The 26,907-nt window shown below is 59.6% G+C and carries 28 protein-coding genes and 1 pseudogene; 20 read left to right on the forward strand and 9 right to left on the reverse strand.

Features of this window, described 5'->3' with window-relative positions; all coding sequences use genetic code 11:
• Window positions 1-211 precede the first annotated feature (211 nt).
• The 6 genes from BLU28_RS10780 (at window position 212) to BLU28_RS26875 (ending at window position 4,365) form a co-directional block, all read left to right on the forward strand.
• Window positions 212-1,075 carry a peptidylprolyl isomerase gene (locus BLU28_RS10780; protein WP_035211677.1) on the forward strand — a complete coding sequence of 288 codons (864 nt, stop codon included), beginning with the start codon at window positions 212-214 and terminating at the stop codon, window positions 1,073-1,075.
• Window positions 1,076-1,163: 88 nt separating this feature from the next.
• Window positions 1,164-2,405 (forward strand): bifunctional glutamate N-acetyltransferase/amino-acid acetyltransferase ArgJ, encoded by a 1,242-nt coding sequence (gene argJ, locus BLU28_RS10785; protein WP_077985726.1) that lies wholly within the window; start codon window positions 1,164-1,166, stop codon window positions 2,403-2,405.
• A gap of 18 nt (window positions 2,406-2,423) precedes the next feature.
• Complete coding sequence (locus tag BLU28_RS10790) at window positions 2,424-3,200, forward strand: GNAT family N-acetyltransferase (RefSeq protein ID WP_006698498.1); 777 nt, start codon at window positions 2,424-2,426, stop codon at window positions 3,198-3,200.
• Window positions 3,197-3,610 carry an 8-oxo-dGTP diphosphatase MutT gene (gene mutT / locus BLU28_RS10795; RefSeq protein ID WP_003585633.1) on the forward strand — a complete coding sequence of 138 codons (414 nt, stop codon included), beginning with the start codon at window positions 3,197-3,199 and terminating at the stop codon, window positions 3,608-3,610. Before BLU28_RS10790 ends, mutT begins: the two co-directional genes overlap by 4 nt.
• Window positions 3,611-3,781: 171 nt before the next feature.
• A complete protein-coding gene (locus tag BLU28_RS10800) occupies window positions 3,782-4,096 on the forward strand; it encodes a hypothetical protein (protein ID WP_003585635.1) in 315 nt (104 codons plus the stop codon).
• A 98-nt stretch (window positions 4,097-4,194) separates the two neighbouring features.
• Window positions 4,195-4,365 (forward strand): Flp family type IVb pilin, encoded by a 171-nt coding sequence (locus BLU28_RS26875; RefSeq protein ID WP_077985725.1) that lies wholly within the window; start codon window positions 4,195-4,197, stop codon window positions 4,363-4,365.
• A gap of 17 nt (window positions 4,366-4,382) precedes the next feature.
• Here the strand turns inward: BLU28_RS26875 and BLU28_RS10810 are convergent, their stop codons facing one another.
• Entirely contained in the window at window positions 4,383-5,264 is an 882-nt protein-coding gene (locus tag BLU28_RS10810) for a methyltransferase domain-containing protein (protein ID WP_077985906.1), read from the reverse strand.
• A gap of 140 nt (window positions 5,265-5,404) precedes the next feature.
• Between BLU28_RS10810 and BLU28_RS10815 the strand changes: the two are divergent.
• The 4 genes and pseudogenes from BLU28_RS10815 (at window position 5,405) to BLU28_RS10830 (ending at window position 7,819) form a co-directional block, all read left to right on the forward strand.
• Window positions 5,405-6,195: pseudogene (locus tag BLU28_RS10815) on the forward strand (ComF family protein).
• A 59-nt stretch (window positions 6,196-6,254) separates the two neighbouring features.
• Window positions 6,255-6,509, forward strand: coding sequence for a glutaredoxin 3 (grxC, locus tag BLU28_RS10820; protein WP_003585640.1), 255 nt, complete (start codon window positions 6,255-6,257; stop codon window positions 6,507-6,509).
• A gap of 24 nt (window positions 6,510-6,533) precedes the next feature.
• Window positions 6,534-7,394, forward strand: a complete 861-nt coding sequence (locus BLU28_RS10825; protein WP_022562951.1) for a carbon-nitrogen hydrolase family protein — start codon at window positions 6,534-6,536, stop codon at window positions 7,392-7,394.
• Window positions 7,391-7,819: a DUF1178 family protein gene (locus BLU28_RS10830; protein WP_003585644.1), complete on the forward strand. Its 429-nt coding sequence runs from the start codon at window positions 7,391-7,393 to the stop codon at window positions 7,817-7,819. The genes BLU28_RS10825 and BLU28_RS10830 overlap by 4 nt, the downstream gene beginning before the upstream one ends.
• A gap of 33 nt (window positions 7,820-7,852) precedes the next feature.
• On the opposite strand, the gene ubiG is transcribed toward BLU28_RS10830, so the two are convergent.
• Window positions 7,853-8,605 carry a bifunctional 2-polyprenyl-6-hydroxyphenol methylase/3-demethylubiquinol 3-O-methyltransferase UbiG gene (gene ubiG / locus BLU28_RS10835; RefSeq protein WP_003585646.1) on the reverse strand — a complete coding sequence of 251 codons (753 nt, stop codon included), beginning with the start codon at window positions 8,603-8,605 and terminating at the stop codon, window positions 7,853-7,855.
• 256 nt (window positions 8,606-8,861) lie between these two features.
• Here ubiG and BLU28_RS10840 point away from each other — a divergent pair, with 256 nt between their 5' ends.
• Window positions 8,862-9,668: an SH3 domain-containing protein gene (locus tag BLU28_RS10840; protein WP_035211675.1), complete on the forward strand. Its 807-nt coding sequence runs from the start codon at window positions 8,862-8,864 to the stop codon at window positions 9,666-9,668.
• Window positions 9,669-9,734: 66 nt separating this feature from the next.
• Here BLU28_RS10840 and BLU28_RS10845 read toward each other — a convergent pair whose 3' ends face one another.
• Window positions 9,735-9,992, reverse strand: coding sequence for a DUF2934 domain-containing protein (locus BLU28_RS10845; RefSeq protein ID WP_037093244.1), 258 nt, complete (start codon window positions 9,990-9,992; stop codon window positions 9,735-9,737).
• A gap of 296 nt (window positions 9,993-10,288) precedes the next feature.
• On the opposite strand from BLU28_RS10845, the gene BLU28_RS10850 reads away from it, so the two are divergent.
• From BLU28_RS10850 to BLU28_RS10870, 5 genes are all read left to right on the forward strand, one after another.
• Window positions 10,289-11,347, forward strand: a complete 1,059-nt coding sequence (locus tag BLU28_RS10850; RefSeq protein ID WP_077985724.1) for an enoyl-CoA hydratase/isomerase family protein — start codon at window positions 10,289-10,291, stop codon at window positions 11,345-11,347.
• 169 nt (window positions 11,348-11,516) lie between these two features.
• The gene (cysP, locus tag BLU28_RS10855; protein ID WP_077985723.1) at window positions 11,517-12,503 is read left to right on the forward strand and encodes a thiosulfate ABC transporter substrate-binding protein CysP; all 987 of its coding nucleotides are present in this window, start codon (window positions 11,517-11,519) and stop codon (window positions 12,501-12,503) included.
• Window positions 12,504-12,576: 73 nt separating this feature from the next.
• A complete protein-coding gene (cysT, locus tag BLU28_RS10860; RefSeq protein ID WP_077985722.1) occupies window positions 12,577-13,398 on the forward strand; it encodes a sulfate ABC transporter permease subunit CysT in 822 nt (273 codons plus the stop codon).
• A 4-nt stretch (window positions 13,399-13,402) separates the two neighbouring features.
• A complete protein-coding gene (gene cysW, locus BLU28_RS10865; RefSeq protein ID WP_077985721.1) occupies window positions 13,403-14,290 on the forward strand; it encodes a sulfate ABC transporter permease subunit CysW in 888 nt (295 codons plus the stop codon).
• 5 nt (window positions 14,291-14,295) lie between these two features.
• On the forward strand, window positions 14,296-15,321 hold the full coding sequence (locus BLU28_RS10870; protein WP_006698485.1) for a sulfate/molybdate ABC transporter ATP-binding protein: 1,026 nt from the start codon (window positions 14,296-14,298) through the stop codon (window positions 15,319-15,321).
• A gap of 22 nt (window positions 15,322-15,343) precedes the next feature.
• Here the strand turns inward: BLU28_RS10870 and BLU28_RS10875 are convergent, their stop codons facing one another.
• Entirely contained in the window at window positions 15,344-16,441 is a 1,098-nt protein-coding gene (locus BLU28_RS10875; RefSeq protein WP_092651297.1) for a DNA alkylation repair protein, read from the reverse strand.
• Between the two features lie 245 nt (window positions 16,442-16,686).
• Window positions 16,687-18,123: an NAD-dependent succinate-semialdehyde dehydrogenase gene (locus tag BLU28_RS10880; protein WP_077985720.1), complete on the reverse strand. Its 1,437-nt coding sequence runs from the start codon at window positions 18,121-18,123 to the stop codon at window positions 16,687-16,689.
• A gap of 613 nt (window positions 18,124-18,736) precedes the next feature.
• Here BLU28_RS10880 and BLU28_RS10885 point away from each other — a divergent pair.
• From BLU28_RS10885 to BLU28_RS10900, 4 genes are all read left to right on the forward strand, one after another.
• On the forward strand, window positions 18,737-19,243 hold the full coding sequence (locus BLU28_RS10885; protein ID WP_077985719.1) for a putative pterin-binding protein: 507 nt from the start codon (window positions 18,737-18,739) through the stop codon (window positions 19,241-19,243).
• Window positions 19,244-19,264: 21 nt separating this feature from the next.
• Complete coding sequence (locus BLU28_RS10890; protein WP_006698481.1) at window positions 19,265-21,187, forward strand: putative bifunctional diguanylate cyclase/phosphodiesterase; 1,923 nt, start codon at window positions 19,265-19,267, stop codon at window positions 21,185-21,187.
• Window positions 21,188-21,342: 155 nt separating this feature from the next.
• Window positions 21,343-22,038, forward strand: coding sequence for an FkbM family methyltransferase (locus BLU28_RS10895; protein ID WP_077985718.1), 696 nt, complete (start codon window positions 21,343-21,345; stop codon window positions 22,036-22,038).
• A gap of 251 nt (window positions 22,039-22,289) precedes the next feature.
• The gene (locus BLU28_RS10900) at window positions 22,290-23,126 is read left to right on the forward strand and encodes an alpha/beta fold hydrolase (protein ID WP_077985717.1); all 837 of its coding nucleotides are present in this window, start codon (window positions 22,290-22,292) and stop codon (window positions 23,124-23,126) included.
• A 55-nt stretch (window positions 23,127-23,181) separates the two neighbouring features.
• On the opposite strand, the gene BLU28_RS10905 is transcribed toward BLU28_RS10900, so the two are convergent.
• The 4 genes from BLU28_RS10905 to BLU28_RS10920 are packed head-to-tail and all read right to left on the reverse strand — an operon-like array spanning window position 23,182 to window position 26,896.
• A complete protein-coding gene (locus BLU28_RS10905) occupies window positions 23,182-24,564 on the reverse strand; it encodes an FGGY-family carbohydrate kinase (protein WP_077985716.1) in 1,383 nt (460 codons plus the stop codon).
• The gene (rhaM, locus tag BLU28_RS10910; RefSeq protein WP_004445557.1) at window positions 24,561-24,884 is read right to left on the reverse strand and encodes an L-rhamnose mutarotase; all 324 of its coding nucleotides are present in this window, start codon (window positions 24,882-24,884) and stop codon (window positions 24,561-24,563) included. Before rhaM ends, BLU28_RS10905 begins: the two co-directional genes overlap by 4 nt.
• Before the next feature lie 3 nt (window positions 24,885-24,887).
• On the reverse strand, window positions 24,888-25,898 hold the full coding sequence (locus BLU28_RS10915) for an ABC transporter permease (RefSeq protein ID WP_077985715.1): 1,011 nt from the start codon (window positions 25,896-25,898) through the stop codon (window positions 24,888-24,890).
• Window positions 25,895-26,896, reverse strand: coding sequence for an ABC transporter permease (locus tag BLU28_RS10920; protein ID WP_077985714.1), 1,002 nt, complete (start codon window positions 26,894-26,896; stop codon window positions 25,895-25,897). Before BLU28_RS10920 ends, BLU28_RS10915 begins: the two co-directional genes overlap by 4 nt.
• Between the last annotated feature and the right edge of the window lie 11 nt (window positions 26,897-26,907).

Below are 26,907 nucleotides of genomic sequence, written 5' to 3' on the forward strand. Positions count from 1 at the left end.
CGGGCGCTTTGGTCCGTCACGCTGTTTTCAGCACAAATGACGGACTTCGCCCTTCAACGTATCTGGACGCGAGGTTGCGTGACAGATAAGAGGGGGGGCAAATGATGTCAACGGTTCTGCCCGTTACAGAATGGCCACATTCCGGTGTTTGGAAGTTTTTTCAGAGCCGGAAACCATGTCTGGAGCCGGCATTGTCCCCGAAAGGTTCAAAATGTTGCGCTATAATAAAATTGCGGCTGCGGTGATTGTGGCCACGCTCGGCCTCCAGCTTCCGGCTTTCGCACAGGAAGACAAGGTCGTCGCCAAGGTCGGCGATCTGGAAATCCACCAGTCCGAACTCGACCTCGCCATGAGCAACCTCGATCCGCAACTCGCGCAGCTTCCCGACGAGCAGAAGAAGGTCGCAGCCCTTTCCGGCGCGATCGATGTCAAGCTTCTCGTCAAGAACGCCAGCGCCGAAGGTCTGGAAAAGACTGAAGATTTCAAGAAGCGCATGGAATTCATCCAGGACCGTGAGCTGCATAACGCGTATTTCCGCAAGCACGTGGTCGACGCCGTCACCAATGACGAAGTAAAGGCTCGCTACGACAAGGAAGTCGCAGCCCTGCCGCAGGAAGAAGAGATCAAGGCAGCTCACATCCTCGTCGCCAGCGAGGACGAAGCCAAGGACATCATCAAGCAGCTTGATTCGGGCAAGGATTTCGCAGCCCTCGCCAAGGAAAAATCCACCGATTCCAACAAGGATGACGGTGGCGATCTCGGTTGGTTCGGCAAGGGCCGCATGGTTCCGGAATTCGAAGAAGCCGCCTTCGGCCTCGAAAAGGGCGCCTACACCAAAACGCCTGTGAAGACCCAGTTCGGCTTCCACGTCATCAAGCTGGAAGACAAGCGCATCGCGCCGCCGCCGGCTTTCGAGCAGGTCGAGCCGCAGGTTCGTCAGCTTGTCATGCGCGACAAGTACGTTGCCCTCATCGAGAAGGCCAAGGCTGACCAGAAGATCGAAATCATGGATGAGACACTGAAGAAGGGCTACGACGAAGCCACGAAGGAACAGCAGGCACAGCCGCAGCAGTAAAATTTCGGATTACGGGGCGGCTTAACGGCCGCCCCGTTTCATCTCAGGCCATCTCCAGACATCCATTCCAGAATTTCAGGCGCTTCCCATGTCCGTTGCCGTTTCTCCGCTCGCTCCGAAATCCTATCCTGACATGCCTGCGCTCCGCGGCGTTCGCATGGCGACGGCCGCCGCCGGCATCAAGTACAAGAACCGCACGGACGTTCTCTTGATGGTGTTCGACAAGCCTGCAAGCGTTGCGGGCGTCTTCACCAAGTCGAAATGCCCTTCCGCCCCGGTTGATTTCTGCCGCGCCAATCTCGGCGGCGGCGCGGCGCGCGCCGTGGTGGTCAATTCCGGCAATGCCAATGCCTTTACCGGCCTCAAGGGCAAGGCCGCGACCGAGCTGACGGCGAAATCCGCCGCAGCTGCCGTCGGCTGCTCCGAAGGAGAGGTCTTTCTGGCATCGACGGGCGTGATTGGGGAACCGCTGGATGCCTCGAAATTCGCCGGTGTCCTGGGTGACATGAATGTTCGGGCAGAAGCCGATTTCTGGCAGGAAGCCGCCAAGGCGATCATGACGACCGACACCTATCCGAAAGTCGCCAGCCGCACCGCCGAGATCGGCGGCGTGATCGTGACGATCAACGGTATCGCCAAGGGCGCCGGCATGATCGCGCCCGATATGGCGACGATGCTTTCCTTCGTTGTGACGGATGCGGATATTGAGCCTGCCGCGTTGCAGGCCCTGTTATCGGCCGGCGTTGGCCCGACCTTCAATTCCGTAACGGTCGACAGCGATACCTCCACCTCCGACACGTTGATGCTGTTCGCCACGGGCGCTGCGGCCGAAGACGGCCAGATGAAAGTGACGAATGCCGATGATGAGCGCCTTTCCGGCTTCCGCGCCGCGCTGAACGATCTTCTGAAGGACCTTGCCTTGCAGGTCGTTCGTGATGGCGAAGGCGCGCGCAAGATGGTGGAAGTTACCGTGACAGGAGCGGAAAACGACGCCGCCGCCAAGAAGATCGCCCTTTCCATCGCCAATTCACCGCTGGTGAAGACCGCGGTTGCCGGTGAGGACGCCAATTGGGGCCGTGTCGTCATGGCCGTCGGCAAATCAGGCGAAATGGCGGACCGCGACCGTCTTGCCATCTGGTTCGGCGGCGTGCGCGTGGCCGTCAACGGCGAACGCGACCCGAACTATTCCGAAGCGGAAACCAGTGCCGTCATGAAACTGGAAGACATCACTGTAAAGGTCGATATCGGCCTCGGTCAGGGAACGGCCACGGTCTGGACCTGTGACCTGACGAAAGAATATGTTGCGATCAACGGCGACTACCGGAGCTGACCGTTGGAGCCGAAGAGAATGCAGGACAACAAGGCCGTCAATCTGCCGCTGGTTCGCCGTCTGGAAGCCGTCAGCTTCCGGGCGTGGCCAGCCTCGTCGGTTATTTATGACGGCAGCTGGCAAATTCGTCTCACGGGTTCGCATCCCTCCAAGCGTATCAACTGCGTAGTGCCGCTCGATCCGTCCGATTACGGAAACAGCGCGGTGCGGCTGGAAAAGGCGCGTAAGCGTTTCGATGATTTCGGCCGGCCGCTGGTGGTGCGCGAAACGACGCTGATGCCGCCGCAGCTTGTGGAATTTCTGGTCAATGACGGCTGGTCGATGTTCGAAGAGGTTGTGGTCATGACGGCCGATCTTTCCGACATGGAGTTGCCGGAAACGCTGGTCAGCCTTCCGAGCCACGATATCGGCCGTTTTGTAGAGGCGAGCATCAAGGTGAGCGATGGCGATCCGGCGCTGCGCCCGGCAATTGCTGAAATCGTCAGTTCCATCAAGCCGACGCTCGGTCTCTTCATCAATGAGGAAGTGGAAGGCAATCCGCTTGCAACCGTCATCTGCGTGCAGGACAACGATCTTGCCGGCATCCTTTCCCTCGATGTCGAAAAGTCGCAGCGTAAGAAGGGCCTCGGTACGCAAATCCTGTCATCCGCACTGCGCTGGGCCAGGATCAGCGGCGCAAAAAGCGCGTGGCTGCAAGTTGAAGCCGCCAATGCACCGGCAATCGCACTTTATGAGAAATTCGGCTTCTCCGAGGCCTATCGCTATCGCTATTGGCGCAAGGGTTCAGGAGAATGAGCGAGGCCGGCAAAAAAATCCTGCTGGTCGCCGCCTGCGCCCTTCTCGATCAGGATGGCCGCATTCTTCTGGCGCAACGTCCGGAGGGCAAGTCGCTCGCGGGCCTGTGGGAGTTTCCGGGCGGCAAGGTGGAGCAGGGCGAGACGCCCGAGGAAACCCTCGTGCGCGAACTGGACGAGGAGCTGGGTATCAAAACCAAGATCGCCTGCCTTGCGCCTTTGACATTTGCCAGCCACACTTATGAAACATTCCACCTTCTGATGCCGCTTTACGTGTGCCGTCGTTACGAGGGCATTGCGCATGGCCGGGAAGGACAGGCGCTGAAATGGGTAAAACCGCAGGCATTGCGCGATTATCCCATGCCGCCGGCCGATGAGCCGCTGATCCCCTTCCTGCAGGATCTGCTTTAGAACAGGCAATCGCCGGCGTCCCTCGCTTGTGATCCCGTCACAGCTTCGTGAAAATGCCCCGTTGCCAGTGCTTTGCCGTGTCAAAACGGGTCTGTGTTAAGAGATCGTTCAGCACCCTCTGGCAGATTGTTAAGCTAAAGAAGCGGTAAACTGCGCGTTACGAGGTTGGTCATGAACGAGGATTTCTGGAAGACGGTGGAAGGTCGTCACTCTTATTCCGATAAATCCAGTCGCACCGGCGTTCTGAACGTCGCATTGCTTTTCGGCACGGCCGTCATCGCCCTGTCGTTGATCATCACACCCATGCTCGCCGGAAAGTCTTCCACGCGTGTGGCGCAGTTCCCCGACAATTACGACATGATCAGCACCGGCTCCATCAAGAAGACAGATGTGGGCAAGACATACTCCATCCGCCGTAGCATAACACAGCCGATGCCGGAAATGCCCTGCGTGGTGACGGGCTACAGCAATGAGAGCGGTTGCTGATCGTTTACCATTGTCGGTAACCGATCTCTCACATAGCCCGTCTAGAATAAGCCGACTTCAATAGGTCATATTGCCGGCTGGCGGATTGGGCATATTCTGTGCTGCGTTCATTTATCGATTTCTGCAGGAATGAAGACGGCGCCAGCGCCGTTGAGTATGGCCTGATAGTGGCCGTGATTTCCGTCGCCCTTGTCGGCGGCGCGAGCGCTATCAGCAGCAACATCAATGCCCTGTTTCAGTTCATCGCCGACACTTTCGCCAGTGTCTGAAACGGTCATTCTTGCGTTCAGGATAGCTTTACTTCCCTGGTCTTCAGGGCGTCCGCCAGGCGCACTTTGGCGGAGCCGGGCTTCAGCGGTTTCTGCTGGCTCTCATGCGGCGCCCAGCCCGAGACATAGATGACGGAGAATGTCGCCCTTATGCGCCCGTCCGGATCGGCATAACGTTCAGCATAAAGCTCTGCCGCCCGCATGAAAAAGGCACGGTTGAGCGGTCGTCTGCTACGGCCTGCCAGCGGATTGGCCATGCCCATCGCACGCAGGTCGCGCATCAGCGGGAAAATCGAATCGTAACGTACCGTGTAGGTTTCCGCGTCGGTGACGGGAAGCGCAAAACCGGCGCGTTGCAGAAGCGCGCCGACATCGCGCACATCGGCGAAGGGAATGACGCGCGGGCTTGCCCCGCCGGTCAGTTCCGCCTCTGCCGTCAACAACACGTCGCGCAGTTCCTGCAGCGTCCCGCTGCCGGGAATCGCGCCGAGAAACAGGCCGTCCGGCTTTAATGCCCGCCGGATCTGGATCAGCGCGCCGGGCGTGTCGTTGGTCAAATGCAGGGCAAGCGGTGAAACGATGAGATTGGCGGAGGCCTCTTCCAGTGGCAGATGCTCCATGGATGCCGCCTCCGGAATATTTTCATCCGTGGTGAAACAGCTTTCCGTCTCTATGCGGCGAATGGAATTCACCTTTCCCGTCTGGGCCAGCCGCCGGGCGGCAACGCCGGTCCCGCCATGCAGCTCGATGGCGGACTCGAACTTGCGTTCGACAATGGCAAGCCTGTCTGCCAGTTCTTCAGCCGCCATGTCGAGAAGAAAAAGGGCTTTGTCGTCGCGCCGGTTCCACGCCCGGCGACGGTTTTGTTCGATCACGGCCTGGTCAAAAAGAATGTCCATCGTCTTGCCTGCTCGGCCTCTGGCGCCATCGGTACGGCGGGGCCGCATTCTGTGTCATGCCGTTTCAGGCATTGCTTTTCCGGCACCGGCCGGAATGATCTGTCTCGCAAAGGCACCCGTTCGGCGCTAAAGTCAACCTCATGGGCGCTGGTGAAGGTCTGTTTTCGGGGGTGCTGTCGAAATCTGCGGTCGTACCGCGGGTCGCACGAGACGCGTTGCGTTCGGTCTTCCGCATGATTTACCCGCCGACCTGTGCCGCCTGCACCCGCATGATCGGCGCAGAAGGGGCGTTGTGCCCAGAGTGCTGGCGGGACATTGTTTTTATCGAGCGTCCTTATTGCGAAATTCTCGGCATTCCCTTTGTCCGCGACCATGGCGAAAACATTGTCAGCGCCGAGGCCATTGCCGACCCGCCGCCTTTTGACCGTCTGCGTGCCGCCGCCAGCCATCAGGGCGTCGCCCGCAAGCTGGTGCACCGTCTGAAATATCAGGACCGGACAGAGCTTGCGCGGTTGATGGCGTTGTGGATGCTGCGCGCAGACGACGGAGCGGTCAGCGCCTGCGATTGCATCGTGCCCGTTCCTCTGCATTGCTACCGCTTCCTGCGCCGCCGTTTCAACCAGTCCGCCGAGCTTGCCCGGCATCTGGCCCGGGCGGCCGACAAGCCTTTGCTCGCAGGCACCCTGCTGCGGTGAAATCGACGGAGCGGCAGGTTGGGCTCTCGGCGATCGCCAGGCGTGACAATATGCGGGGCGCTTTCGCTCTTGCCCCTAGTCGGGAAGCGGATGTTTCAGGCAAGCACGTGGTGCTGGTGGATGACGTGTACACCACCGGCGCGACAGTGCGTGCGGCGAGCCGGGCCCTTCGAAAAGCGGGTGCTGCGGAAGTGACAGTTTTGACCTTTGCAATGGCCATTTCCGGTCCTATATGAAGCCGTAATGACATGAGGAAACCGTGCGCTTGACCGCACGTTTGCGAGGCTCTGAAAACATGGCACCGGTGACAATCTATACGCGGGATTTTTGTGGTTATTGCGCGCGCGCCAAGGCGCTGCTGGATAGCAAGGGCGTGGATTATGCCGAATATAACGCCACGACGACGCCCGAATACCGGCAGGAGATGATCGAGAAATCGGGCGGAACGACCTTCCCGCAAATCTTCATCAATGGCCAGCACGTGGGCGGCTGCGATGATCTTCATGCGCTGGACCGCGCCGGCAAGCTGGACGCGATGCTGGCGGCCTGATCTGCCCGACCGACGGAGGAAATCATGAGTTTCAAGGCTGCCGCCATTCAGATGCGCTCCGGTGTCGATACGGCGAGGAACGCCGCCGATATGGATCGGCTTGTGCGCGCCGCCGCGGCCGAAGGGGCTGTTTATGTTCAGACCCCGGAAATGACGGGCGCAATCCAGAAGGACAGGCAGGCGCTGCGGGCCCAGCTGCGCGACGATGACGGCGATATCATCGTCGCGACCGCCGCACGCCTTGCACGCGAACTCGGTATTCACGTCCATGTGGGCTCTACGGCTATTGCCCGCCCGGACGGCAAGATCGCCAATCGCGGCTTCCTCTTCGCGCCGGACGGCTCGCGCATCTGCAGCTACGACAAGATCCACATGTTCGATGTCGATCTCGACAATGGCGAGAGCTGGCGCGAAAGCGCCGCTTACGAGCCCGGCGAGGTGGCGCGCATCGTTGAACTGCCGCTGGGTAAATTCGGCTTCGCAATCTGCTACGACGTCCGTTTTCCGCAACTTTTCCGGGCGGAAGCTCTTGCCGGCGCTGAGATCCTGACGGTTCCCGCTGCCTTCACGCGCCAGACCGGGGAAGCCCATTGGGAAATTCTGCTGCGCGCCCGCGCCATTGAAAACGGCGCGTTCGTCATCGCCGCCGCTCAGGCGGGCGTACATGAGGACGGGCGTGAAACATTCGGCCATTCCATCATCATCGATCCCTGGGGTAAGGTTCTGGCAGTCGCCGGCGGCGCTGGCGAGGAGATCATCTTCGCCGAGATCGATACATCGCTGGTGGCGACCGCCCGTGGAAAGATTCCCAATTTGCGCAATGCCCGCGAGTTCGGGCTGGATACGGTCATTCCCCTCAAACCTGTGGGAGGTGAGGCAGCGTGATCCGGTATGCGCTAGCCTGTGAAAAGGGCCACGAGTTCGAAGGCTGGTTTGCCGGTAGCGACGATTTCGATGATCAGTTGCAGCGCGGTTTCCTGTCCTGCCCGGTTTGCAATTCCGCGCAGGTCTCCAAGCTTTTGATGGCGCCGTCGGTTTCCACCGCCCGCAAGAAGGACGAACGCCAGACGCTCGCCATGGATGCCGCCAGAAAAGAGGCGCTTGCAAAAATCCGCGAGGCCGTCGCCAATATTCGCGCCACTGCCGAGGATGTCGGCGACAGGTTTCCCGAGGAAGCCCGCAAGATCCATTATGGCGAAGCGGACGAGCGGGGCATCATCGGCAATGCCTCGGTGCAGGACGCCAGGGCCTTGCTGGAAGAGGGCATTGAGATCGCACCGCTGCCGGTGCTGCCCGACGACGTCAACTGAATTTCAGAGACATCGCTTACGGAGCGCCCGGCGTTACCCCTGCGCCGGGCGCTTTGCCAGCATCATGTAGTTGACGTCCATATCCGGTGAGAGGTTCCAGCGATCCTGCAGCACGTTGTAGAAGACGCCTGTCCGGTGGATGATATCCATTCCGCTTGCAACCAGCGGCCGCTCAAGCTCTTCCGGGCGAACCAGCTTTTCATATTGATGCGTGCCGCGCGGCAGCCAGCGCAAAACATTTTCGGCAGCAAAGATCGCCAATGCCCGGGCTTTCAGCGTGCGGTTGATGGTGGCCGCGAACATCAGGCCGCCGGGGCGTACCATTTTCGCGCAGGTGGTGACGAAGAGATCGACATTGGCCACGTGTTCGACCACCTCCATGTTGAGGATGACGTCGAAGGTTTCGCCGGCTTCCTGCAGCTGTTCGGCCGTCACCGCGCGGTAGTCGACGCTGACCCCGCTTTCACGGGCGTGGGTGGAGGCGATGCCGATGTTCTTTTCCGAGGGATCCGCGCCTACCACATCGGCGCCCATGCGGGCGACGGGTTCGGAGAGAAGACCGCCGCCGCAGCCGATGTCGAGAACACGCAGCCCTTCCAATGGGCGGTGCGCCTTCGGGTCCCGGCCGAAATTGTCGCAGATGCGGTTGCGGATATATTCGAGACGCACCGGATTAAATTTGTGCAGCGGGCGGAACTTGCCGGTCGGGCTCCACCACTCTGCGGCCATCGCGGAGAAGCGATCCACTTCGCTCTGGTCGACGGTCGTCTGTGCGGTCTCGCTCATGGTTCTGCTCCATATTGCTGTTGCATTGAAGTCGGACGATTGCCCCCCGAAGTCAAGACCGGAGGCTTTCCCCGGCAGCGATTTATCGGGCGCTCATTGCCGCAGGGGAACTGATGCGGCCCCGCATTTGTTTCATGCTGCGTTCATGGAAGAACGCGTATTTTCCGATCGTGGCAGTATGCGGAACGCATACTCGTCCATCGAACAGGATGGATGCCGACAAGGGCAAAGCGGGCCTTTGCTTGAGGAGAAAGAAGTGAAGAAAAAACTGTTTGGCGCAATTGCGCTGGTGGCCATGCTCGCCGCGCCGGCCCTTGCCGAAGCTGCGACGCGGGGATTCGCCACCGCGAATGTGAATATGCGCTCCGGTCCCAGCACGGCCTATCCGGCTGTCGTCGTGATCCCCGTCGGCGCACCATTGACGGTACACGGCTGCCTGTCCGATACGCCGTGGTGTGATGTGTCTTTCGTCAACGGTCGAGGCTGGGTAGCCGGCCGCTACATCCAGACGACATTCCGGCAAAACCGGGTCTACGTCGAGCCCCGTTATTATCGCGATCTCGGCGTTCCCATAATCACCTTCGAAGCCGGCCGTTATTGGGACCGTTATTATCGCGATCGCGACTTTTACCGCGAACGTGACCGTTGGCGTCGCCCGCCGCCGTCAGGCGGTTACTGGAACGCCCCGCCCCCGAGTGCTGGATGGGATCGCCCACGTCCGCGTGACGACTGGCGCGATGGTCGCCGGGACGACTGGCGTGATGGCCGCCGCGATGAGTGGCGTGATCCCCGCCAGGGCGGTGGTCCGAATGATGGTCGTTGGGAACGTCGCTACGGCGACTGGAACCAGGGCGACAGAAATCAGGACAGGCCGCGTCGCGACGATGACCGCCGCCGTTGGGAAGATGAAAATCGCGACCGCAACCGCGATGGCCAGCAGACCCAGGATGAAGGCCAGCGTCGGCCGGATCGCCGTCAATGGGACGATCCGCGGCGCGCGCCCGCATCGGAAAATTTTCGCGGTGGCTGCCGGATCGGCGATCCTGGTTGTGATGCACGATAAATAGATAGAGCCCGGCATGTTTGTCGGGCTTTTTCATGGATGGGTGCACTTTGGCTTTGGGAGCTGCTACTTCGAGGCAGTAACCTTGCGCGCCCGGCTCTTGGGTTTTGTCGGGGCTTCTGCGGCCGGTGCCGCCTCTGCCGCAGCGGCCTTGGGAGCGGCCTTCTTGCGCGTTGCGGGCTTCGTCGCTTCCGACGTCTTCAGCAGCGAAAATTCATGTTTGGCCTGTTCCCAATGGTGCGCATCGCGCCCGTGCGGGTGGCCTTCCTTTTCCCAGAGTGTATATGCGCGTTTACTGATCCATTCGTGTTCCGAAACCTGCATGCTCGTCTCCCGTTGCTGTTTACAGCGCCTATGAGAAGGCGACATTCCGCTTTGGTCCGGCACACGCTCGACAGGAATCAATGCCGGCATTTCCAGAGGCCATTACATGCCATGATTTTCCGGGCGTCAAGCAAACATGCTGCATTGCGAAAACCGATTTGTGGCATTTTCTGCCCGTTAAAGCGGTTTGAGTGAAAGACGTTCCTGCCACGCAAGATCAACGTTGCGTGATTGCGCCAAGGCCGCCAAGATGGCCGAACGAACGGGCAGCGGAGGAGGCGGTCTTGGAGCGGAGAATGGAAACGGATGCGCAGGTCATCGTCGAAAAACAGGGAGGGGCGGGCATCATTCGCCTCAACCGGCCGAAGGCCATCAACAGCCTGACCTTGCCTATGGTGCGCGACCTGTTCCATGCGCTTCAGCGTTTCGAGGAGGAACCCGGCGTTGCCTGCGTGGTGTTGACCGGAGAAGGGGACAGGGGGCTTTGCGCCGGGGGCGATGTCCGCATCATTCACGATCTCGGCAAGGCGGGGGACCCACAGGTCCTTGATTTCTGGCGGGAAGAATTTCCGCTCAATTATCGTATCGCCCACTTCGGCAAGCCCTATGTGGCGCTGATGGATGGCATTGTCATGGGCGGCGGCGTTGGCATTTCAGCTCATGGCAGCCATCGTGTCGTCACGGAGCGCACAAAACTCGCCATGCCGGAGACGGGCATCGGCTATTTTCCTGACGTTGGCGGGTCCTGGCTTTTGCCACGGGCGCCGGGCGAATGCGGCACCTGGCTGGGGCTGACGGGCAATGCCGTTACTGCCGCCGACGCCATCTATGCGGGCTTTGCCGATTATCTTGTTCCTTCGGATCGCCTTGGCAGGCTGGTTCAGGATCTATCGCGATCGGTGGATACGGACAGTGTTGAGACGGCCATCACGGCGCACGCGATTGAGGCCGGCGAAGGCATCTTATCCCTCAATCGGGAGATCATCGACGCGACATTCCGTTTTGACACGGTCGAGGAGATTTCTGCCGCGCTCTCGGCGCGCCAAGATGCATTTTCACGCGAGACCCTCGAGGTTCTGCAAAAGCGCTCTCCCACCAGCCTGAAGCTGACCCTGAAGCTGCTGCGCCTGGGTCGGGAAAGCGCGAGCCTCATCGAATGCCTTGAGCGGGAATTTGCTGCCGGCACGGAGATATTGCGCCAACGTGATTTTTATGAGGGCGTGCGCGCCGCCCTCGTCGACAAGGATCGCAATCCCCGCTGGTCGCCGGCGCGGCTGGAACAGGTGCGGGAGGAGGACCTTGCGCCCTATCTCGCCAAGCATTCCGGCAACCTGTTTCCCGATCATCGCCTTTAGTCAGGCGCAAAAGAAATCCGGGTTCGGGGCCTATATGAAATCCTCGCCTTCCAATTGAATATTATTTGGGCGAAATTTCCAATCCACCCTCCGGCAAGGCATAGTTGTTTCTCGCGGGCGTTGCTGCCGCCCGCTATGTTGAGCACCATTCGAATTGCCGGGGGTATTCATGAAACGTCTTCTCATTATCGGAACTGCCATCGCCGCTCTTTTTTCAGGTGCGGCGCAGGCGCAGTCTCCGACTACCATTCTCAACGCGTCCTATGATGTCGCCCGCGAGGTCTTCGCGGCCGAGAACGAGGCGTTCATCAAGCAGCATCCGGGCGTAACCGTCGATCAGTCGCATGCCGGCACCTCCAAACAGGCGCGTGCCATCGTCGAGGGTCTTGAAGCCGATGTCGTCACTTTCAACCAGGTGACCGATGTCGATTTTCTGGTGAAGCAGGGTTTCGTTTCCGCTGACTGGCAGAAGGATTTCCCGAATGACGCATCGCCCTTCTATTCCTTCCCCTCTTTTCTTGTCCGCGCCGGCAACCCCAAGGGAATCAAAGACTGGGACGATCTTGTCCGCGACGACGTGAAGGTCGTTTTCCCCAATCCGAAGACCTCCGGTAACGCCCGTTACACCTATCTCGCCGCCACGGCCTACGCCAAGGAAAAGTTCAAGGGCGACGACGCGAAGGTCCAGGAATTCGTCAAGAAAATCTTCGACAATACGCCTGTTTTCGACACGGGAGGCCGTGCTGCAACCACCACTTTCGTGGAGCGTGAAATCGGTGACGTCTTGATTACCTTTGAAGCGGAGACCCGCGGCATCGCCAAGCAATATGGCGCCCAGAAGGTGGAAAGCGTCGTGCCCTCCGTCAGTCTGCTGGCCGAATTCCCGGTTGCCGTGGTGGACAAGGTCGTCGACAAGCGTGGCTCTCGCGATCTGGCGAAAAGCTATCTCGACTTCCTCTATACCGAAGAGGGGCAGCGCATCGCCGCTGAATTCGGCCACCGTGTCCATAATGAAAAGGTTGTCGGTGAGTTCAAGGACAAGTTTCCGGCCATCCGCCTCGTCAACGTCAATGACGTTTTCGGTGGCTGGACTAAAATCCAGAAAGAGCATTTTGCATCCGGCGCGACGCTTGATACGCTCTACGGCAGCCGCTAATCACAGCGACAGCAACATTTGAATGACCCGGCGGGAAACTGCCGGGTCGCTTTTTGATTGATGGGGGCGGGGTTTGAAGCGGAATGTTCTGCCGGGGCTGAAATTGTCCCTTGGCGTTACCGTCACTTACGTCGCCATCATTGTGCTTTTGCCGCTCTCGGCGCTTGTGTTCAAGGCGGCAAGCCTCGGGCCCGCCGAGTATTGGTCCATCATTTCCTCGCCGCGGGCCGTTGCCAGTTACCGTGTCACCGTGCTCTGCGCATTGGCCGCAACCCTGTTCAATGTGATCTTCGGATTGGCGCTCGCCTGGGTGTTGACGCGCTACCGCTTTCCCGGCTGGCGTTTTGTCGATGCGATCGTCGATCTTCCCTTCGCGCTTCCCACCGCCGTCGCCGGCATCGCCCTCACGACGCTGTTTGCCGGCAATGGCTGGTTCGGCTCGGTGCTGGCGCAATTCGGCATCAAGGTGGCCTATACGCCACTTGGCATCATGGTGGCGATGGCTTTTACCAGCCTGCCCTTCATCGTGCGCACCGTGCAGCCGGTGCTGGAAGACCTCGATCCGGCGCTGGAAGAAGCGGCGCAGTCGCTCGGTGGTTCCGATCTTGAAATTTTCCGCAAGATCATCCTGCCGCTCCTGACTCCGGCTCTGCTCGCCGGTCTCTCGCTCTCTTTCGCCCGCAGCCTGGGTGAATTCGGGGCAATCATCTTCATCGCCGGCAATCAGCCGTTCTCCACGGAAATCACCGCCCTGCTGATCTTCATCCGGCTCGAGGAATATGATTATCAGGCGGCAGCGGCCATCGCCTCCGTGTTGCTTATCACCGCCTTCGTAATGCTGGCGGTGACCAATTATCTGCAGGCGCGCGCGCTTCGATATACGGCGAGGGGCTGAGAAGATGAGCGGCGTTTCCTCACATCGCAAACCGCCCCGTGTCGGCGATGCACCTCTTGTGCGCCGCAGCCTGATCGCCTTCGTGCTCATCATCGGCACGCTTCTCGTTGTGGCACCGCTCGTCATCATCGGTGTCGAAGCGTTCTCACAGGGCTGGGAGGCCTATTCGGCCACCATCACCCATCCGGATACTCGTCACGCCATTATGCTGACGGTGCTGACCGCACTGATCGCCGTGCCGGTCAATACGGCCTTCGGTGTTGCAGCGGCATGGTCCATCACCAAGTTCGATTTCCCGGGCCGGCGCTTCCTGCTGGTGCTGATCGAGATACCTTTCTCGATTTCACCGATCGTTGCCGGTGTCGCATATCTCTTCGTATATGGTTTGCAGGGCCTGTTCGGGCCGTTCCTCGACGCGCATGATATCAAGATATTGTTTGCGCTTCCCGGCATCGTTATCGCCTCAATGTTCGTGACGGCACCTTTCGTGGCGCGTGAACTCATTCCGCTCATGCAGGCGCAGGGTCGTGATCTCGAGGAGGCGGCGACCTCGCTTGGCGCATCCGGCTGGCGAACCTTCTTTTCGGTGACCTTGCCGAACATCAAATGGGCGCTGCTTTATGGTGTCGTGCTGTGCAACGCCCGCGTAATGGGGGAATTTGGCGCCGTATCTGTGGTGTCAGGCAATATTCGCGGTCAGACCAATACGCTGCCGCTGCATATCGAGCTGCTTTATCACGATTACCAGACGGCTGGCGCTTTCGCCGCGGCGTCGATCCTCGCGACCCTCGCCGTCGTCACCATCATCGCCAAGGTGGCGCTGGAACGGCGCGGCGCAGGGCGCGGGCGTAAAAAGACCAACGGCGATGCCGCCATCGCCACGGAGACCTGATTCCCATGAAAATCCGCCTCGAAAATGTGGTGAAGACCTTTGATACGTTCCGTGCCGTGCGCGATGTTTCGCTTGATATCGAAAGCGGCGAGCTTCTGGCGCTGCTCGGTCCGTCAGGCTCCGGCAAGACCACGATTTTGCGCATGGTCGCCGGCCTCGAATATAGCGATGGCGGCCAGATTTTCTTCGGGGAGGAGGATGCCACCAATATTCCGGTGCGTGACCGCGGTGTCGGATTTGTGTTCCAGCATTATGCGCTGTTTCCGCATATGACGCTCAACGAAAATATCGCCTTCGGCATGAAGGTCTCTAAGGTGAACCGGGACAGAGCGGCTATCGCCGCGCGCGTCGAAGAATTGCTGCGACTGGTGAAGCTCGATGGCCTGGGCGACCGTTTTCCCGCGCAGATTTCCGGCGGCCAACGGCAGCGCGTGGCGCTGGCGCGGGCGCTTTCGGTCGATCCCAAGGTGCTATTGCTGGATGAGCCTTTCGGAGCGCTGGACGCCAATGTGCGTCGCGACCTGCGCCGCTGGCTGCGCGAGATCCACGATTCGCTCGGCATCACGACGATTTTCGTGACGCATGACCAGGAAGAGGCGCTCGATCTGGCCGACCGGGTCGTCATTCTCAATCAGGGCGAAATCGTGCAGCAGGGCACGCCGAAGGAGGTCTGCCGCCAGCCGAACAGTGCCTTCGTCATGCGCTTTCTGGGCGACGCCAACCGGGTTGCCGGTGTGGCGCGCGGCGGAAAGGTGTATGTGGGTGAGAATGAACTGCCCTTCTCCTATGCTCAGGGCGATGGCGCGGTTGATATTTACGCGCGTCCCGGCGATCTGGAGTGGGAAGACCTGCATGACGGCATACCGGCGTCCGTGGAGCGCGTCCTTGACCGCGCCGGTGAGCGCCGGGTGATCGCCAGTACCGACGGCGGCGATATTCTGGAATTCGACGTGCCGCCCGAAAACGACGTCGCCGCCGGAGATCGCGGTTCCGTCATCATTCGCCGGGCGAAGATTTTCCCGGCGCCGTAAGGCGCCAAGGGCCTTTGCCCGCTTAAAACAGAAGTTCGAATGCGCTTTCGGCTATCAGCCTGCCGTTGATCACAAGGTCGACCCGGTGGACACCGGGATAGTGTTTGCGGGTCGTAAAATCACGTATGGCGCGGCTGATTGACAATGTACATGTCTCGGCGGGCGGAAGCTCGACTTCCTTCCACTTGAAGACCTTCGCGGAGGCATCGCCGCTCTTCTTCACATAATGCACGGCGTAATCGATCACCAGCTTTTGCCGGCTCTTCGCCGTCGAAGTGAAAGAGGCGGAAATCCGCACCGGATTGCCGAGAGCGACTTTTGCCGGCAACACCTCGAACGCCGCAAGTGTAATCTGCGCCTCCTCATGCGCCCCGAGATGGGCAAGCGCTGCGGTGTCGCCCTTCTTGATCAGCGTGCGCAAGGCCTGCCGCACGATCCAGCGTGTATGCGGGTTGTCCTTCGGCCATCCATCGATGAGCGCCAGCACAAAAGCGGGATTATCCTTGGTGATGTCGTTCAGGTGGTTGGCGACGGATTTGCGCACATAAAGCGCCTGGTCTGCTTTCATGATGTCGAGGATCGCGGTAACCGGCGAGGGATCATCGATCAGGGGCTTGAGCTGGAATGACCATGGCAGGCGAGGCCGGCAGCCTTCGCTGGCAAGCCGCCGCACATGCTCATTTTCGTGCCGTGACCAGGTTTCCATCACGGCAAGGGTGGCGGTCAGGTCCATTTGCAGAAAATGCCGGATGGCGAATTCCGAGGAGCCAAAGCGGGTGAAATATTGCAGCGCGTCCATGGAAAGATCGAAATCATCGAGGCCGTAAAGCGCGACATACTCCGGAAGCGAAATCGAAGCGAAACCGTTGCCGATGCCGGGCGCTGCGGCTGTGAGGATTTCGATGTTGCGGGCATAGTCGCCGGGAAGCGTCGCATGCAGGCTTGTTGCCACCTGCCGCATGCGCTGCATGATGCCCAGCGCTTCAAGGTTTTCGGTGGCGAGCGTCATGAAGGCGGAAACGTCAAAGGGCGGATGGACGGCCCTGGTCTGATCGGCGATATGCTGCAGTTTCTCGTGGTTGAAGATTTCCTTCAGTGCCGGTGCCGCCGTGTCGCTCATAATGTCCTCAAAGTTCACTTTTTGTTCTTTTAAGGCAGGAGGAGATCCGAGGCAAGGGAAGAATGAGTCGCTTTCGAATACTGCTGACGGACCGAGCGCGCGCCACAAACGTCTTCTCCCCGTCCGGGGAGAAGTTCGCGGTAGCGGGATGAGAGGGCAAGGTCAGCGAAAAGTCGCGAGCTTGCCCCCTCATCCGGCACTTCGGGCCACCTTCTCCGCGGCGGGAGAAGAATTTTCTGGGAAAATCAGCTCATCTGGCTGACGAACTTCGTCTCCAGATAGGCTTGGACCGCTTCGGAGCCGCCTTCCGTGCCATAACCGGAGTCCTTGATGCCGCCAAAGGGGACTTCGGGAAGAGCAAGGCCGTTGTGGTTGATGGTCAGCATGCCGGCCTCGACCTGTTGGCCAAGCGCGTGCGCGGTCTTGACCGAACCGGTGAAGGCATAGGATGCAAGGCCGAAGGGCAGGCGGTTCGCCTCGGTGATGGCGTCATCGAAGCTTGAGAACCGGTTGATAATGGCGACCGGGCCGAAGGGCTCGTCATTCATGATCTTGGCTGATGTCGGCACATTGGCGAGAACCGTCGGCTCGAAGAAATTGCCCTTGTTACCGATGCGGCGGCCGCCGGTCTTCAATTCGCCGCCATGCGAAACGGCGTCGTTGATGAGGCCTTCCAGCGCCGGGATGCGACGCTCATTGGCGAGCGGGCCCATCACGACACCATCTTCCAGGCCATTGCCCACCTTGATCGCCTTGGTTGCTTCCACAAAACCTTCAAGGAACTGATCGGCCACACCGTCCTGCACAAGGAAGCGGGTAGGGGCGACACAGACCTGGCCGGCATTGCGGAACTTGGCAAGCGAGGTGACTTCGATGGCCTTGTCGATATCGGCGTCGTCGAAGATCATGACAGGCGCATGGCCGCCCAGTTCCATCGTTGCGCGCTTCATGTGCCTGCCGGCTAGTGCAGCCAGATGTTTGCCAACGGGCGTGGAGCCTGTGAAGGATATCTTGCGAATGACCGGATGCGGAATGAGATATTCCGAAATCTCTGACGGTACGCCATAGACGAGGCCGACGACGCCCGCCGGAACGCCCGCATCAACAAAGGCGCGGATGAGTTCGGCAGGCGACGCCGGCGTCTCTTCCGGCGCCTTGACGATGATGGAGCAGCCGGTTGCGAGCGCGGCGGAAAGCTTGCGGACGATCTGGTTGATCGGGAAGTTCCATGGCGTAAACGCTGCAACGGGTCCGACCGGCAGCTTGATGGCCAGTTGTGAGACACCGGTTGCCCGCGCCGGGATGACCTGCCCATAGGTGCGGCGCGCCTCTTCTGCGAACCAGTCGATGGTGTCGGCCGCGCCCATGATTTCAGTGGCGGACTGCGCCAGCGGCTTGCCCTGTTCGCGGGTCATGATGTAGGCGATCTTGTCCTTGCGCTCGCGCAATATGTCGGCCGCCCTGCGCATGATCTTGGAGCGCTCAAAGGGCGAGGTGTCGCGCCACACCTTGAAACCCCGCTCGGCGGCGGCGAGCGCCAGATCGAGGTCTTCCTTCTCGGCATGCGCAATCGCGCCGATGATTTCGTCCGTCGCCGGATCGGAGACGGCGATTGTCTTACCGGAAACGGCATCGCGCCATTCGCCACCAATGAGAAGTTTGATGTCGGGATAGGTGTGCATAGGGGCTACCTTCATGATGCGGCCGATACGGCGAATGCCGCCCGGCCCGGAGAGGTGAACAGAATTTTCCTGGCCGGACGAAATCCGGCGTCGCAGCTTTCGCAGCGTGGAACAGGTGTCTGGGCTTTTCCGGCGGAGGTCTTGGACTGCCGGAAACGGAAACGACAGTGCTTATATTAAGTTCCGGGCGGTATGTTTCAACCGCTGCCCGAGGTAATGCCATGATTTTTATGTGACGCGGAACCATCATTCGCCGTTTGTGCCGCCATGGAAGTCGATGCCGTTTTTCGGCCGCAACGGCGGGCGCGAATCACGTTGCTCCGTAAGGAAACGGTGGAAATTCGGCCACAATTCGGCCGTGGTCACGCTGGACGGATCAGGGGCGGGCGGTGCGCGGCGTTGCCGGTTGCGTCATAACAGGGCGCGCAACGTCAAAAAGTACAATAAGACGGAAAAATTATCCAAAGGGTTTACTCAATACCTAGAGAAAATACGGATAAAATCTCAGTGAGGATATAACATCGGTTCCTGATATATATGCTGTTGGCGGTTCCCTTGACCTTCCAGGGTTGGCGAAAACCCTCGACCTGAACGTTATCGATGGAGAAAAATTATGAATTTCGCCCGGGTACTTCTCAGTGCGTTCATGTCGCTCTTGTGGCTTTCCTGTGCCGAGGCGGGAGACATAGCCAAGCCGCAGGGAAAACCGATATTAACCATATCCGGCAACATCACCAACACTAATACCGATGGAGCTGCGGAATTTGACCGCGACATGCTGGAAGCGCTCGGCATGGACACCGTGGAGACGACGACACCGTGGCACGACGGCCGTGTCCGATTTGACGGTGTGTCGCTTGCCAAGCTGATGGATGTCGTCGGCGCAAAGGGCACCAGTGTCACGGCGGTGGCTCTCAACGATTATGTGAGCACGATACCGGTTGAAGACTTTAAGAAATTCAATGTTATCCTCGCCATCAAACTGGATGGCAATTATATGACAGTACGCGAAAAGGGCCCGTTGTTTGTCATCTATCCCTATGACAGCGACCCGGAACTGCAGAAGCAGACTTATTATTCGCGGTCCGCATGGCAAGTCGCCAAACTGATAGTGGAATAAAGGTGCCGTTTGCGAAAACTTGTGGCGGTGATCATCTGTTGCTTCGTCCTGGCAACGGGCTATATCGCTTTCGTCATTGCCGAGCGGCAGACCGCTCTGCAGAAGTTCGCCCGCTATAATGACTCATGGGCCGTCAGCCAGACCGTAGCCGAATATCTGCGCCTCCAGAATAAACTCGCTGTGTTCGCGCTTAATCCCGGCAGGGTTGACCGGGATGAATTGCAGCTGCGTCTGGATATCATGCTCAGTCGCCTGGAGCTGTTGAAGCAGGGCAACCTCGGCGCTTTCATCAATGAAAAGCAGCAATGGCGGGATCTGGTGACCCGCCTTGACGCCGTTCTGGCGCGTCTCGAACAGCAGATAAACAGCTTGAATTCGAGCGACGTGCCGGATCTTCTTGCCGCTATGAGCGCGCTGGATGCGCCGATGACGACGCTCGCCTCGTCTTCCGTTGCGTATGATGTGAATCTGATTGATACGGCCCATGAGGATGTCCGCAAGCTCCACATCGTCTATACGGCGCTGGCCGGCGGTCTCATCCTGTGTGGCATCGCGCTTGTCATATTGCTGCTTCGCCAGAACGATCTCCTGAACCGCGCGCAGAAAAGCATGCGCGGGCTGACGGACGATCTGCGCGCCGCGACGCTGGAGTTGCAGGCAAAGAATGTCCGTCTGGAGCATGATGCCTATCACGATGCGCTGACGGGCCTGCCGAACCGGGCGCTGTTCCGGCAGGAACTGATCGAGCGGCTGCGCCGGTCCTTTGGTGGCACCGGTACGACAGCCATATTGTTGCTCGATCTCGACGGCTTTAAGGATGTCAACGACACGCTCGGCCACGATGCAGGCGATGCGCTGCTTCAGGCCGTGGCGCAGCGCCTCTCGGCCATCGGCGGCGATTATGACATGGTTTGCCGCCTTGGAGGCGATGAGTTCGCGGTTGTCTCCGACGATCTGAATGAGGACGCCGCGCGCCGTCTTGCCACCAAGCTCATCGATCAGATCAGCCGCACCTATCAGCTGGGTGAGCAGGAGGTCAAAATCGGCACCTGCATCGGCATCGCCATATCGCACGGTGCAGTGGATGCGGATGAATTGTTCAAGCGGGCGGATCTGGCGCTCTACGAGGCGAAAGCCATCGGTCCAGGCCGTGCGAGCGTTTTCAAGGTTCGGATGCAGAAGCAGCTGACCGAGAAGAAATCCTTCGAAGCCGATCTGCAGACGGCACTGCAGAACGACGAGATGGAGGTTTATTACCAGCCGCAGGTGGCGACGCAGACGCGCAAGCTCTGCGGTTTCGAGGCTTTGCTGCGCTGGAAACATCCGGTGCGCGGCGATGTACCTCCCAGCGTGTTCATTCCCGTCGCGGAAAGAACCGGTCTCATCCATTCGCTCGGAAAGTGGGTGATGGAAACCGCCTGCCGCGAGGCGATGGGCTGGGACGAGGACATGAAGGTGGCCGTCAATCTGTCACCCGTTCAGTTCCACAGTACCAACCTTATTCAAAACGTCATGGGCGCGCTTGAGAAAAGCGGACTGGAACCAAGCCGGCTCGAACTTGAGATCACCGAATCGATCCTGCTCAACAAGAGCGACCAGACGATCAACACGCTGTCGCGGTTGAAGGCAGTCGGCATCAAGATCGCCATGGATGATTTCGGCACCGGCTATTCATCGCTCGCCAATCTGCGCGGCGTCCCCTTCGACAAGATCAAGATTGACCGATCCTTTCTGCGCGATATCACCAGCGACCGGGATGCGCTGGCGATCGTGGAATTCGTGGTCGGCGTCGGCCGCAGTTTGCGAATGACGACGATTGCGGAAGGTATCGAGACGGAAGAGCAATATGAATGCGTCAGGCGTCTGGGATGCGACCAGGTTCAGGGATATCTGATCAGCAGGCCGCTGCCGGCCAAGGAACTCGTCGCCTGGAGCTCTGCCTGAGACGCGCCTGTCCTGGCGGCCATTGGAATTTTTACCAAGTGATACTGTCGCGCGCGAAAACCGATACCGGTTACCGCAACGATGCTGTAGAGCATTTTCGGTTGATACGGGATCGTTGCGGCGAGACGACCGGATTTTGCGAAAAGGCTTGAGACATGGAAATACTGGACGTGCATGGAGTTGCCCTGCCTCTTTCTTCCGATGAGGTGTCGCCCATCATCTGGCAGGCGCTGACCGACGGCAGCTACGAGGCGAAGGAGGCCCGCAGCGTCCTGAAAGCCATCAAGCCCGGTGATCGGGTGCTGGAGCTGGGTTCCGGTATCGGGATCATCACGTCGATCATTGCAGGCATCAAGGATGTTTCCGTATGGGCTTTCGAGGCCAACCCCGCGACTGCGACGCTGGCCGAGCGGGTGATCAAGGCCAATTGCCGGGACAACGTCGTGTTTTCGCAAGGGCTTCTTACCGCCGACGAGCCAAGCTCCTATTCTTTTTACGTTCGCAGGGATCTCTGGATGTCGTCCATGGACGAAAATCAGGGTCCCTATGAAAAACGCATCGAAATCTCCTCCGCCAACATCGATGAATTCATCGCGAGCCGCGGCATTACGGCGCTTGTCATGGATATCGAGGGTGCGGAACGCGATCTGCTTGGCAGGGCCGACCTGAGCGGCGTGGAGCGGATTTTCGTGGAGCTGCATGACCACCTCTACGGTCTCGCTGGCGTTCGCGATATCATGCAGGCCCTGACCGCCAAGGGATATGCCTATGATCCCCGGGGCTCACGCGGACCCTGCGTGCTGTTTTCGAAGGACGACGGCCCGAGAGAATACGATCCCGAGGTAGACTGAGGCCCAGTATACGTCGAATTTACGGAACCGGCCGCCCTTGATCTCGTTCTCACCAGGGCGTGAGGGGCGTGGGTCGGCTCGCTGCGTGTGCCAGAAGCGGCATGCAGTCGAAGATAATTTCATAAACAGCAATTCACTCTCAATTATTGTTGCAATTGTCGCAACTGTTATCCTGCGTCATCATCCCTCCATCAAACCGGCGCACAACAGGACGCGCCGGAAATGCCAACGCAACCAAAGGAGAAACGATCATGGGCTTTGCTAAGACGACAGACGGAACCGAAATCTTCTATAAGGACTGGGGCCCAAAGGATGCCCAGCCGATCGTTTTCCACCATGGCTGGCCGCTCTCGTCCGATGACTGGGACGCGCAGATGCTGTTCTTCGTCTCCAAGGGTTTTCGTGTTGTCGCCCATGACCGCCGTGGTCACGGCCGTTCCACCCAGGTCGCCGATGGTCATGACATGGACCACTACGCCGCCGACGCCTTCGCCGTCGTTGAAGCGCTCGATCTGAAGAATGCCGTCCATATCGGCCATTCCACCGGCGGCGGCGAAGTTGCCCGTTATGTCGCCAAGCATGGCGAGCCCGCCGGCCGTGTCGCCAAGGCGGTTCTCGTTTCCGCCGTACCGCCGATCATGGTCAAGACCGAAGCCAATCCGGAAGGCCTGCCGATGGAGGTTTTCGATGGCTTCCGCTCATCGCTTGCCGCAAACCGTGCGCAGTTCTTCCGCGACGTACCGGCCGGCCCGTTCTATGGCTTCAACCGCGATGGCGCGACCGTGCATGAAGGCGTGATCCAGAACTGGTGGCGTCAGGGCATGATGGGCAGCGCAAAGGCCCATTACGACGGCATCAAGGCCTTCTCTGAAACCGACCAGACCGAGGACCTGAAGAATATCAGCGTTCCGACGCTTGTTCTGCACGGTGAGGACGACCAGATCGTTCCGATCGCCGACTCCGCTCACAAGTCGGTCAAGCTGCTGAAAAACGGCACACTGAAGACCTATCCCGGCTTCTCGCATGGCATGCTCACCGTCAATGCCGATGTGCTGAACGCCGATCTCCTGGCCTTCATCAAGGGCTGATACTTTTGCGACATCAGAATGCGGCCGATCATTCGGCCGCATTTTGCGTTTCGCATCAGGCGAGGTGGCCTCGCCAGACATTGCGGTAAGAGGTGAGACCTGGAATGTCGTCCGGAGTGAAATGGCGCTCTCGACCGGCAAGCGGTTTGATGCCGGTGAGCAGGGCCGCGCCCGCGCTGGTGCCGGTTGATCCTTCAACCGCCGTTACGTCCGTCTCTGCAAAGCCGGCCAGCGCCTTCAGATAAAGGGCGTTGCTGGCGAAGGGGCCTTCGACAAGGATGGGACCTTTCCGCCCGATGAGCGAAAGGCTGAATTCCGTCATCAACGCCAGGTAAAGCGATGTCGCCGCGTGCCGCTCTGCAGCCGTGGCGTTTTTATCGCCGAGCCACTGCGCCGTCTTGTCCGGAAACGGGCCGGAGCCGCTGACAACACTCGGCAGCAGCATCATGCCCCTGGCAACGACGCCGCCGAGAGCTGCGTCTATTGCTTCGTCTTTCGCTTCTCCGAATTGCTGTGCCAGCATTTCATATTCCCTGCCGCCCATGAAGCGGGAGGAGGGAACGGGACGGCCGAAAGCATCGACATTCTGGAGTGTGTCGCGGATGGGATCGAGCGCACCCGCCGCGCCGCCAATGGCGAAATTCACCACCCAGGTGCCTGTGGAGACGACCGAAAAATCACCGTCGCGGCGCAGAAGATGCGGCAGGAGCGAGGCGTTGGAATCGTGGATTCCACAATAGACCGGCATATGCGGCGAAAGGCCGGTTTCGATTGCCAGTGATTGGTGGATTGTACCCAGGACATCGAAAGCGGAGCGGACCGGCGCCATCAACGTCTCGATACCGAGACGCTCGACGAGCGAGGAGAAGCTCTTCCTGCGCGGGTTCCAGAGATCGGTATGACAGCCGAGCGAGGTCGTTTCCGTGGCCCGAATGCCGGTCAGACGTCCCGCCCAATATTGTGGATAGGTAACGATGCTGCGCACCCTGGCGAAATCGTTCGGAAAGGTCGTCTTCTGGAAATGGATTTGCGCGCCAAGGTTCAGCCCGGCGGGAAGCTGTGGTGAACCGGTCTCGGCAAAATCGGGCCGGATGTTGCGATAGGCTTCCTCAATGGCTGCGGAATAGCCGTGTTCATAATCGAGCACAGGCATGGCGAGGTCGCCGTTCCCATCGAGAAGTGCTGCCGAAGCGCCATGGGTCGTGATGGAAATCGCATCGAAGCCGGGCTTCTGGCCGAAACGCCGAAGCGTGGAGAGAATGAAGCGCCAGAGCATCTCCACATCGTAATGCGGATAAATTCCATCGCGGAGGACGGGGTTCGCCTGTTTTTTGCTGGCAATCTCCTCGCCGCTGCCGGTGTCGATGACGACGACCTTGGCGTTGGTCTTGCCGATATCGATGACCGCGACGCGGTCCCGTCTGGTGCTCTCGCTCATGGCAGATGGAACACCGTCACCAGATCTTTTGCGACCGGCGAATTATCGGGATTGCTCTCCATGATATCGGCCATGTGGGCCCACCACTTTTTCATCACGGGATGCTCTGGCAGAGCAGCCATGCGATGGGTCTTCGGGCGCGTCAGCACGCCGAAAAGGATGTTGGTTTCCGGGTCGAGATGAATGGAATAGTCACTCACCCCTGCCTCGTGCAGCAGCGTCACCAGTTCCGGCCATATCTCGTCATGGCGCTTTTTATATTCGGCCTCTTTTCCCGGAAAGAGTTTCATCTTGAAGGCGTATTTTTCGAGTTCCGTCATGGCTCAGCTTCTCATGGACCGAAGGCGGCGGACAACGATGGGGATGGCGATGGTGATGATCAGCAGCAGCCCGACGAAGATCGACATGACGATGCCGGGCACATTCAAAAGACCAAGCCCGAAGGTGACGAGGCCCATGACGAAGGCTGCGATGACGACGCCTGCGATGGTGCCGGAGCCGCCGAGGATCGACACGCCGCCCAGCACAACCATCGTCACGACCTCCAGCTCCCAGCCCTGAGCAATCGACGGCCGCGTGGAACCGAGCCGCGAGGTGAGGCAGACGGCGGCAATGCCGCTCATCAGGCCCGTGAGCAGGAAGAGGATGAACTTCACCCGCTCGACGGGGATGCCGGAGAAACGGGCGGCGAACGGGTTGTTGCCGATCACATAGACCTGCCGGCCAAAATTGCTGGCATGCAGCAGAATGGCGAAGAGGATGGCCATGGCGATAAACAGGACGAATTCGAACGAAATCACCCAGAAGACGTAACCCTGACCGAAATAGGCGAAATCGGCAGGGTATTTGCCATAGGCCTGATCACCCAGCACCATGTAGGAAATGCCGCGAAACAGGCTCATGGTACCGATGGTGACGACGATGGACGGCAGTTTCAGCCCGGCGACCAGGAAACCGTTGAAGGCGCCGCACAAAAGCCCGGTGCCGATGCCGATCGCAACAAGGCCCGGCGTGCCGGCGCCCATCTGCGCCGCAGCGCCCATGGCGGTGGACGCGAGCGCGATGATGGCGGCGACCGAGAGATCGATCTCACCGGCGATGATCAGCAGCGCCATGGCAAATGCGATGATGGCCTTTTCCGTGAAATTGAACGTCGCATCAGACAGGTTCCAGGCATTGAGGAAATAGGGTGAGGCCAGCGAATTGGCGATGAAGATCAGGATCGCGACGCCGAGCAGCAGCACTTCCCAGCTGCCCATGATGCGACGTAGAGGTGTTCCCAGCTTGTCCGGAATGATCCGCGGGCTTTGTGTTGATTGGGATGGCGTGCTCATGCTGCGGCCTCCTTGGGCTGATCACCCGCGGCGCGGTCCCGCAGGATGATGCGGCCTTTCCTGGCTTCGGCGCGGGCGTTGAAGACGACGGCGAGCACGATGACGACGCCTGATATCGCCATCTGCGCGAAGGGCGAGATGCCAATGACGGGAAGCGCGTTCTTGATGACGCCGAGGAACAGCGCGCCGAGCACGGCACCCGCCACCGAACCGATGCCGCCCGCAATCGAAATGCCGCCGATCACATTTGCCGCCACGCTGTCCAACTCGAAGCCGGCGGCGATGTCGACATAGGCAACCGCGTAACGCGAGACCCAGAGATAGCTGGCGAGACCGGCGAGCGCGCCCGAGAGCACGAAGGCGAAGAAGCGCGTGCGGCCGACATCGATGCCCGCATAAACGGCTGCACTCGGATTACCGCCCGAGGCATAAGCGGAGCGGCCGAAGGAAGTCCGGCCGAGCACCAGCCAGGCGCCGGCGATGATGAGCATCGCCACCCAGGAAAGGACCGGCATGCCGAGGATCATGGTGCGCGGCACGTTGAGGAAAGTGGGGGATAGCTGGTGCGCATTCACCCAGCCGCCGCCCGAAAGCACGAAGGCCATGCCGCGATAGATGGTGAGTGTACCAAGCGTGACGACGATGGGCGGAATGCCGAGCCACCAGACCAGAACGCCGTTGAGCGAGCCGAGAAACGCGCCGATGCCGACAGCCATGACGATAAGAAGCGGCAGCGGAATGCCCGGAAAGGCAGCGTTGGTCATCGCCACCGCCATGCCGGTAAAGGCAAGATTGGCGGCGACCGAGAGGTCGATGGATTTTGTAAGGATGACCGCCATCTGGCCCAGCGCCAGAATGATGAGAATGGAGGTATCGTTGAAGATGTTGACGAGATTGCCGGGCCGGCCGAAGCCGGGGGCGCGTAGGGCAAAGCCCGCAATCATGACGATGATGATGCCCGCCAGCAGCCATTCGCGGTTTTTGAGTAGACGTTGCATGTTAGCCCCTC

This window comes from Agrobacterium pusense, from assembly GCF_900102105.1.
Lineage (GTDB): Bacteria > Pseudomonadota > Alphaproteobacteria > Rhizobiales > Rhizobiaceae > Agrobacterium > Agrobacterium pusense.

Excerpts from the sequence above, each read along its gene's own strand:
- cysW (WP_077985721.1), top strand. The coding sequence starts at position 13,403 with ATGAGCGGCGTTTCCTCACATCGCAAACCGCCCCGTGTCGGCGATGCA.
- grxC (WP_003585640.1), top strand. The coding sequence starts at position 6,255 with ATGGCACCGGTGACAATCTATACGCGGGATTTTTGTGGTTATTGCGCG.
- BLU28_RS10885 (WP_077985719.1), top strand. The coding sequence starts at position 18,737 with ATGAATTTCGCCCGGGTACTTCTCAGTGCGTTCATGTCGCTCTTGTGG.
- BLU28_RS10875 (WP_092651297.1), bottom strand. The coding sequence starts at position 16,441 with ATGAGCGACACGGCGGCACCGGCACTGAAGGAAATCTTCAACCACGAG.
- BLU28_RS10905 (WP_077985716.1), bottom strand. The coding sequence starts at position 24,564 with ATGAGCGAGAGCACCAGACGGGACCGCGTCGCGGTCATCGATATCGGC.
- BLU28_RS10810 (WP_077985906.1), bottom strand. The coding sequence starts at position 5,264 with ATGGACATTCTTTTTGACCAGGCCGTGATCGAACAAAACCGTCGCCGG.
- ubiG (WP_003585646.1), bottom strand. The coding sequence starts at position 8,605 with ATGAGCGAGACCGCACAGACGACCGTCGACCAGAGCGAAGTGGATCGC.
- BLU28_RS10880 (WP_077985720.1), bottom strand. The coding sequence starts at position 18,123 with ATGCACACCTATCCCGACATCAAACTTCTCATTGGTGGCGAATGGCGC.
- BLU28_RS10790 (WP_006698498.1), top strand. The coding sequence starts at position 2,424 with ATGCAGGACAACAAGGCCGTCAATCTGCCGCTGGTTCGCCGTCTGGAA.
- BLU28_RS10780 (WP_035211677.1), top strand. The coding sequence starts at position 212 with ATGTTGCGCTATAATAAAATTGCGGCTGCGGTGATTGTGGCCACGCTC.
- BLU28_RS10915 (WP_077985715.1), bottom strand. The coding sequence starts at position 25,898 with ATGAGCACGCCATCCCAATCAACACAAAGCCCGCGGATCATTCCGGAC.
- BLU28_RS10870 (WP_006698485.1), top strand. The coding sequence starts at position 14,296 with ATGAAAATCCGCCTCGAAAATGTGGTGAAGACCTTTGATACGTTCCGT.
- BLU28_RS10895 (WP_077985718.1), top strand. The coding sequence starts at position 21,343 with ATGGAAATACTGGACGTGCATGGAGTTGCCCTGCCTCTTTCTTCCGAT.
- BLU28_RS10845 (WP_037093244.1), bottom strand. The coding sequence starts at position 9,992 with ATGCAGGTTTCGGAACACGAATGGATCAGTAAACGCGCATATACACTC.
- cysP (WP_077985723.1), top strand. The coding sequence starts at position 11,517 with ATGAAACGTCTTCTCATTATCGGAACTGCCATCGCCGCTCTTTTTTCA.
- BLU28_RS10900 (WP_077985717.1), top strand. The coding sequence starts at position 22,290 with ATGGGCTTTGCTAAGACGACAGACGGAACCGAAATCTTCTATAAGGAC.
- mutT (WP_003585633.1), top strand. The coding sequence starts at position 3,197 with ATGAGCGAGGCCGGCAAAAAAATCCTGCTGGTCGCCGCCTGCGCCCTT.
- rhaM (WP_004445557.1), bottom strand. The coding sequence starts at position 24,884 with ATGACGGAACTCGAAAAATACGCCTTCAAGATGAAACTCTTTCCGGGA.
- BLU28_RS10850 (WP_077985724.1), top strand. The coding sequence starts at position 10,289 with ATGGAAACGGATGCGCAGGTCATCGTCGAAAAACAGGGAGGGGCGGGC.
- argJ (WP_077985726.1), top strand. The coding sequence starts at position 1,164 with ATGTCCGTTGCCGTTTCTCCGCTCGCTCCGAAATCCTATCCTGACATG.
- BLU28_RS10825 (WP_022562951.1), top strand. The coding sequence starts at position 6,534 with ATGAGTTTCAAGGCTGCCGCCATTCAGATGCGCTCCGGTGTCGATACG.
- BLU28_RS10920 (WP_077985714.1), bottom strand. The coding sequence starts at position 26,896 with ATGCAACGTCTACTCAAAAACCGCGAATGGCTGCTGGCGGGCATCATC.
- BLU28_RS10800 (WP_003585635.1), top strand. The coding sequence starts at position 3,782 with ATGAACGAGGATTTCTGGAAGACGGTGGAAGGTCGTCACTCTTATTCC.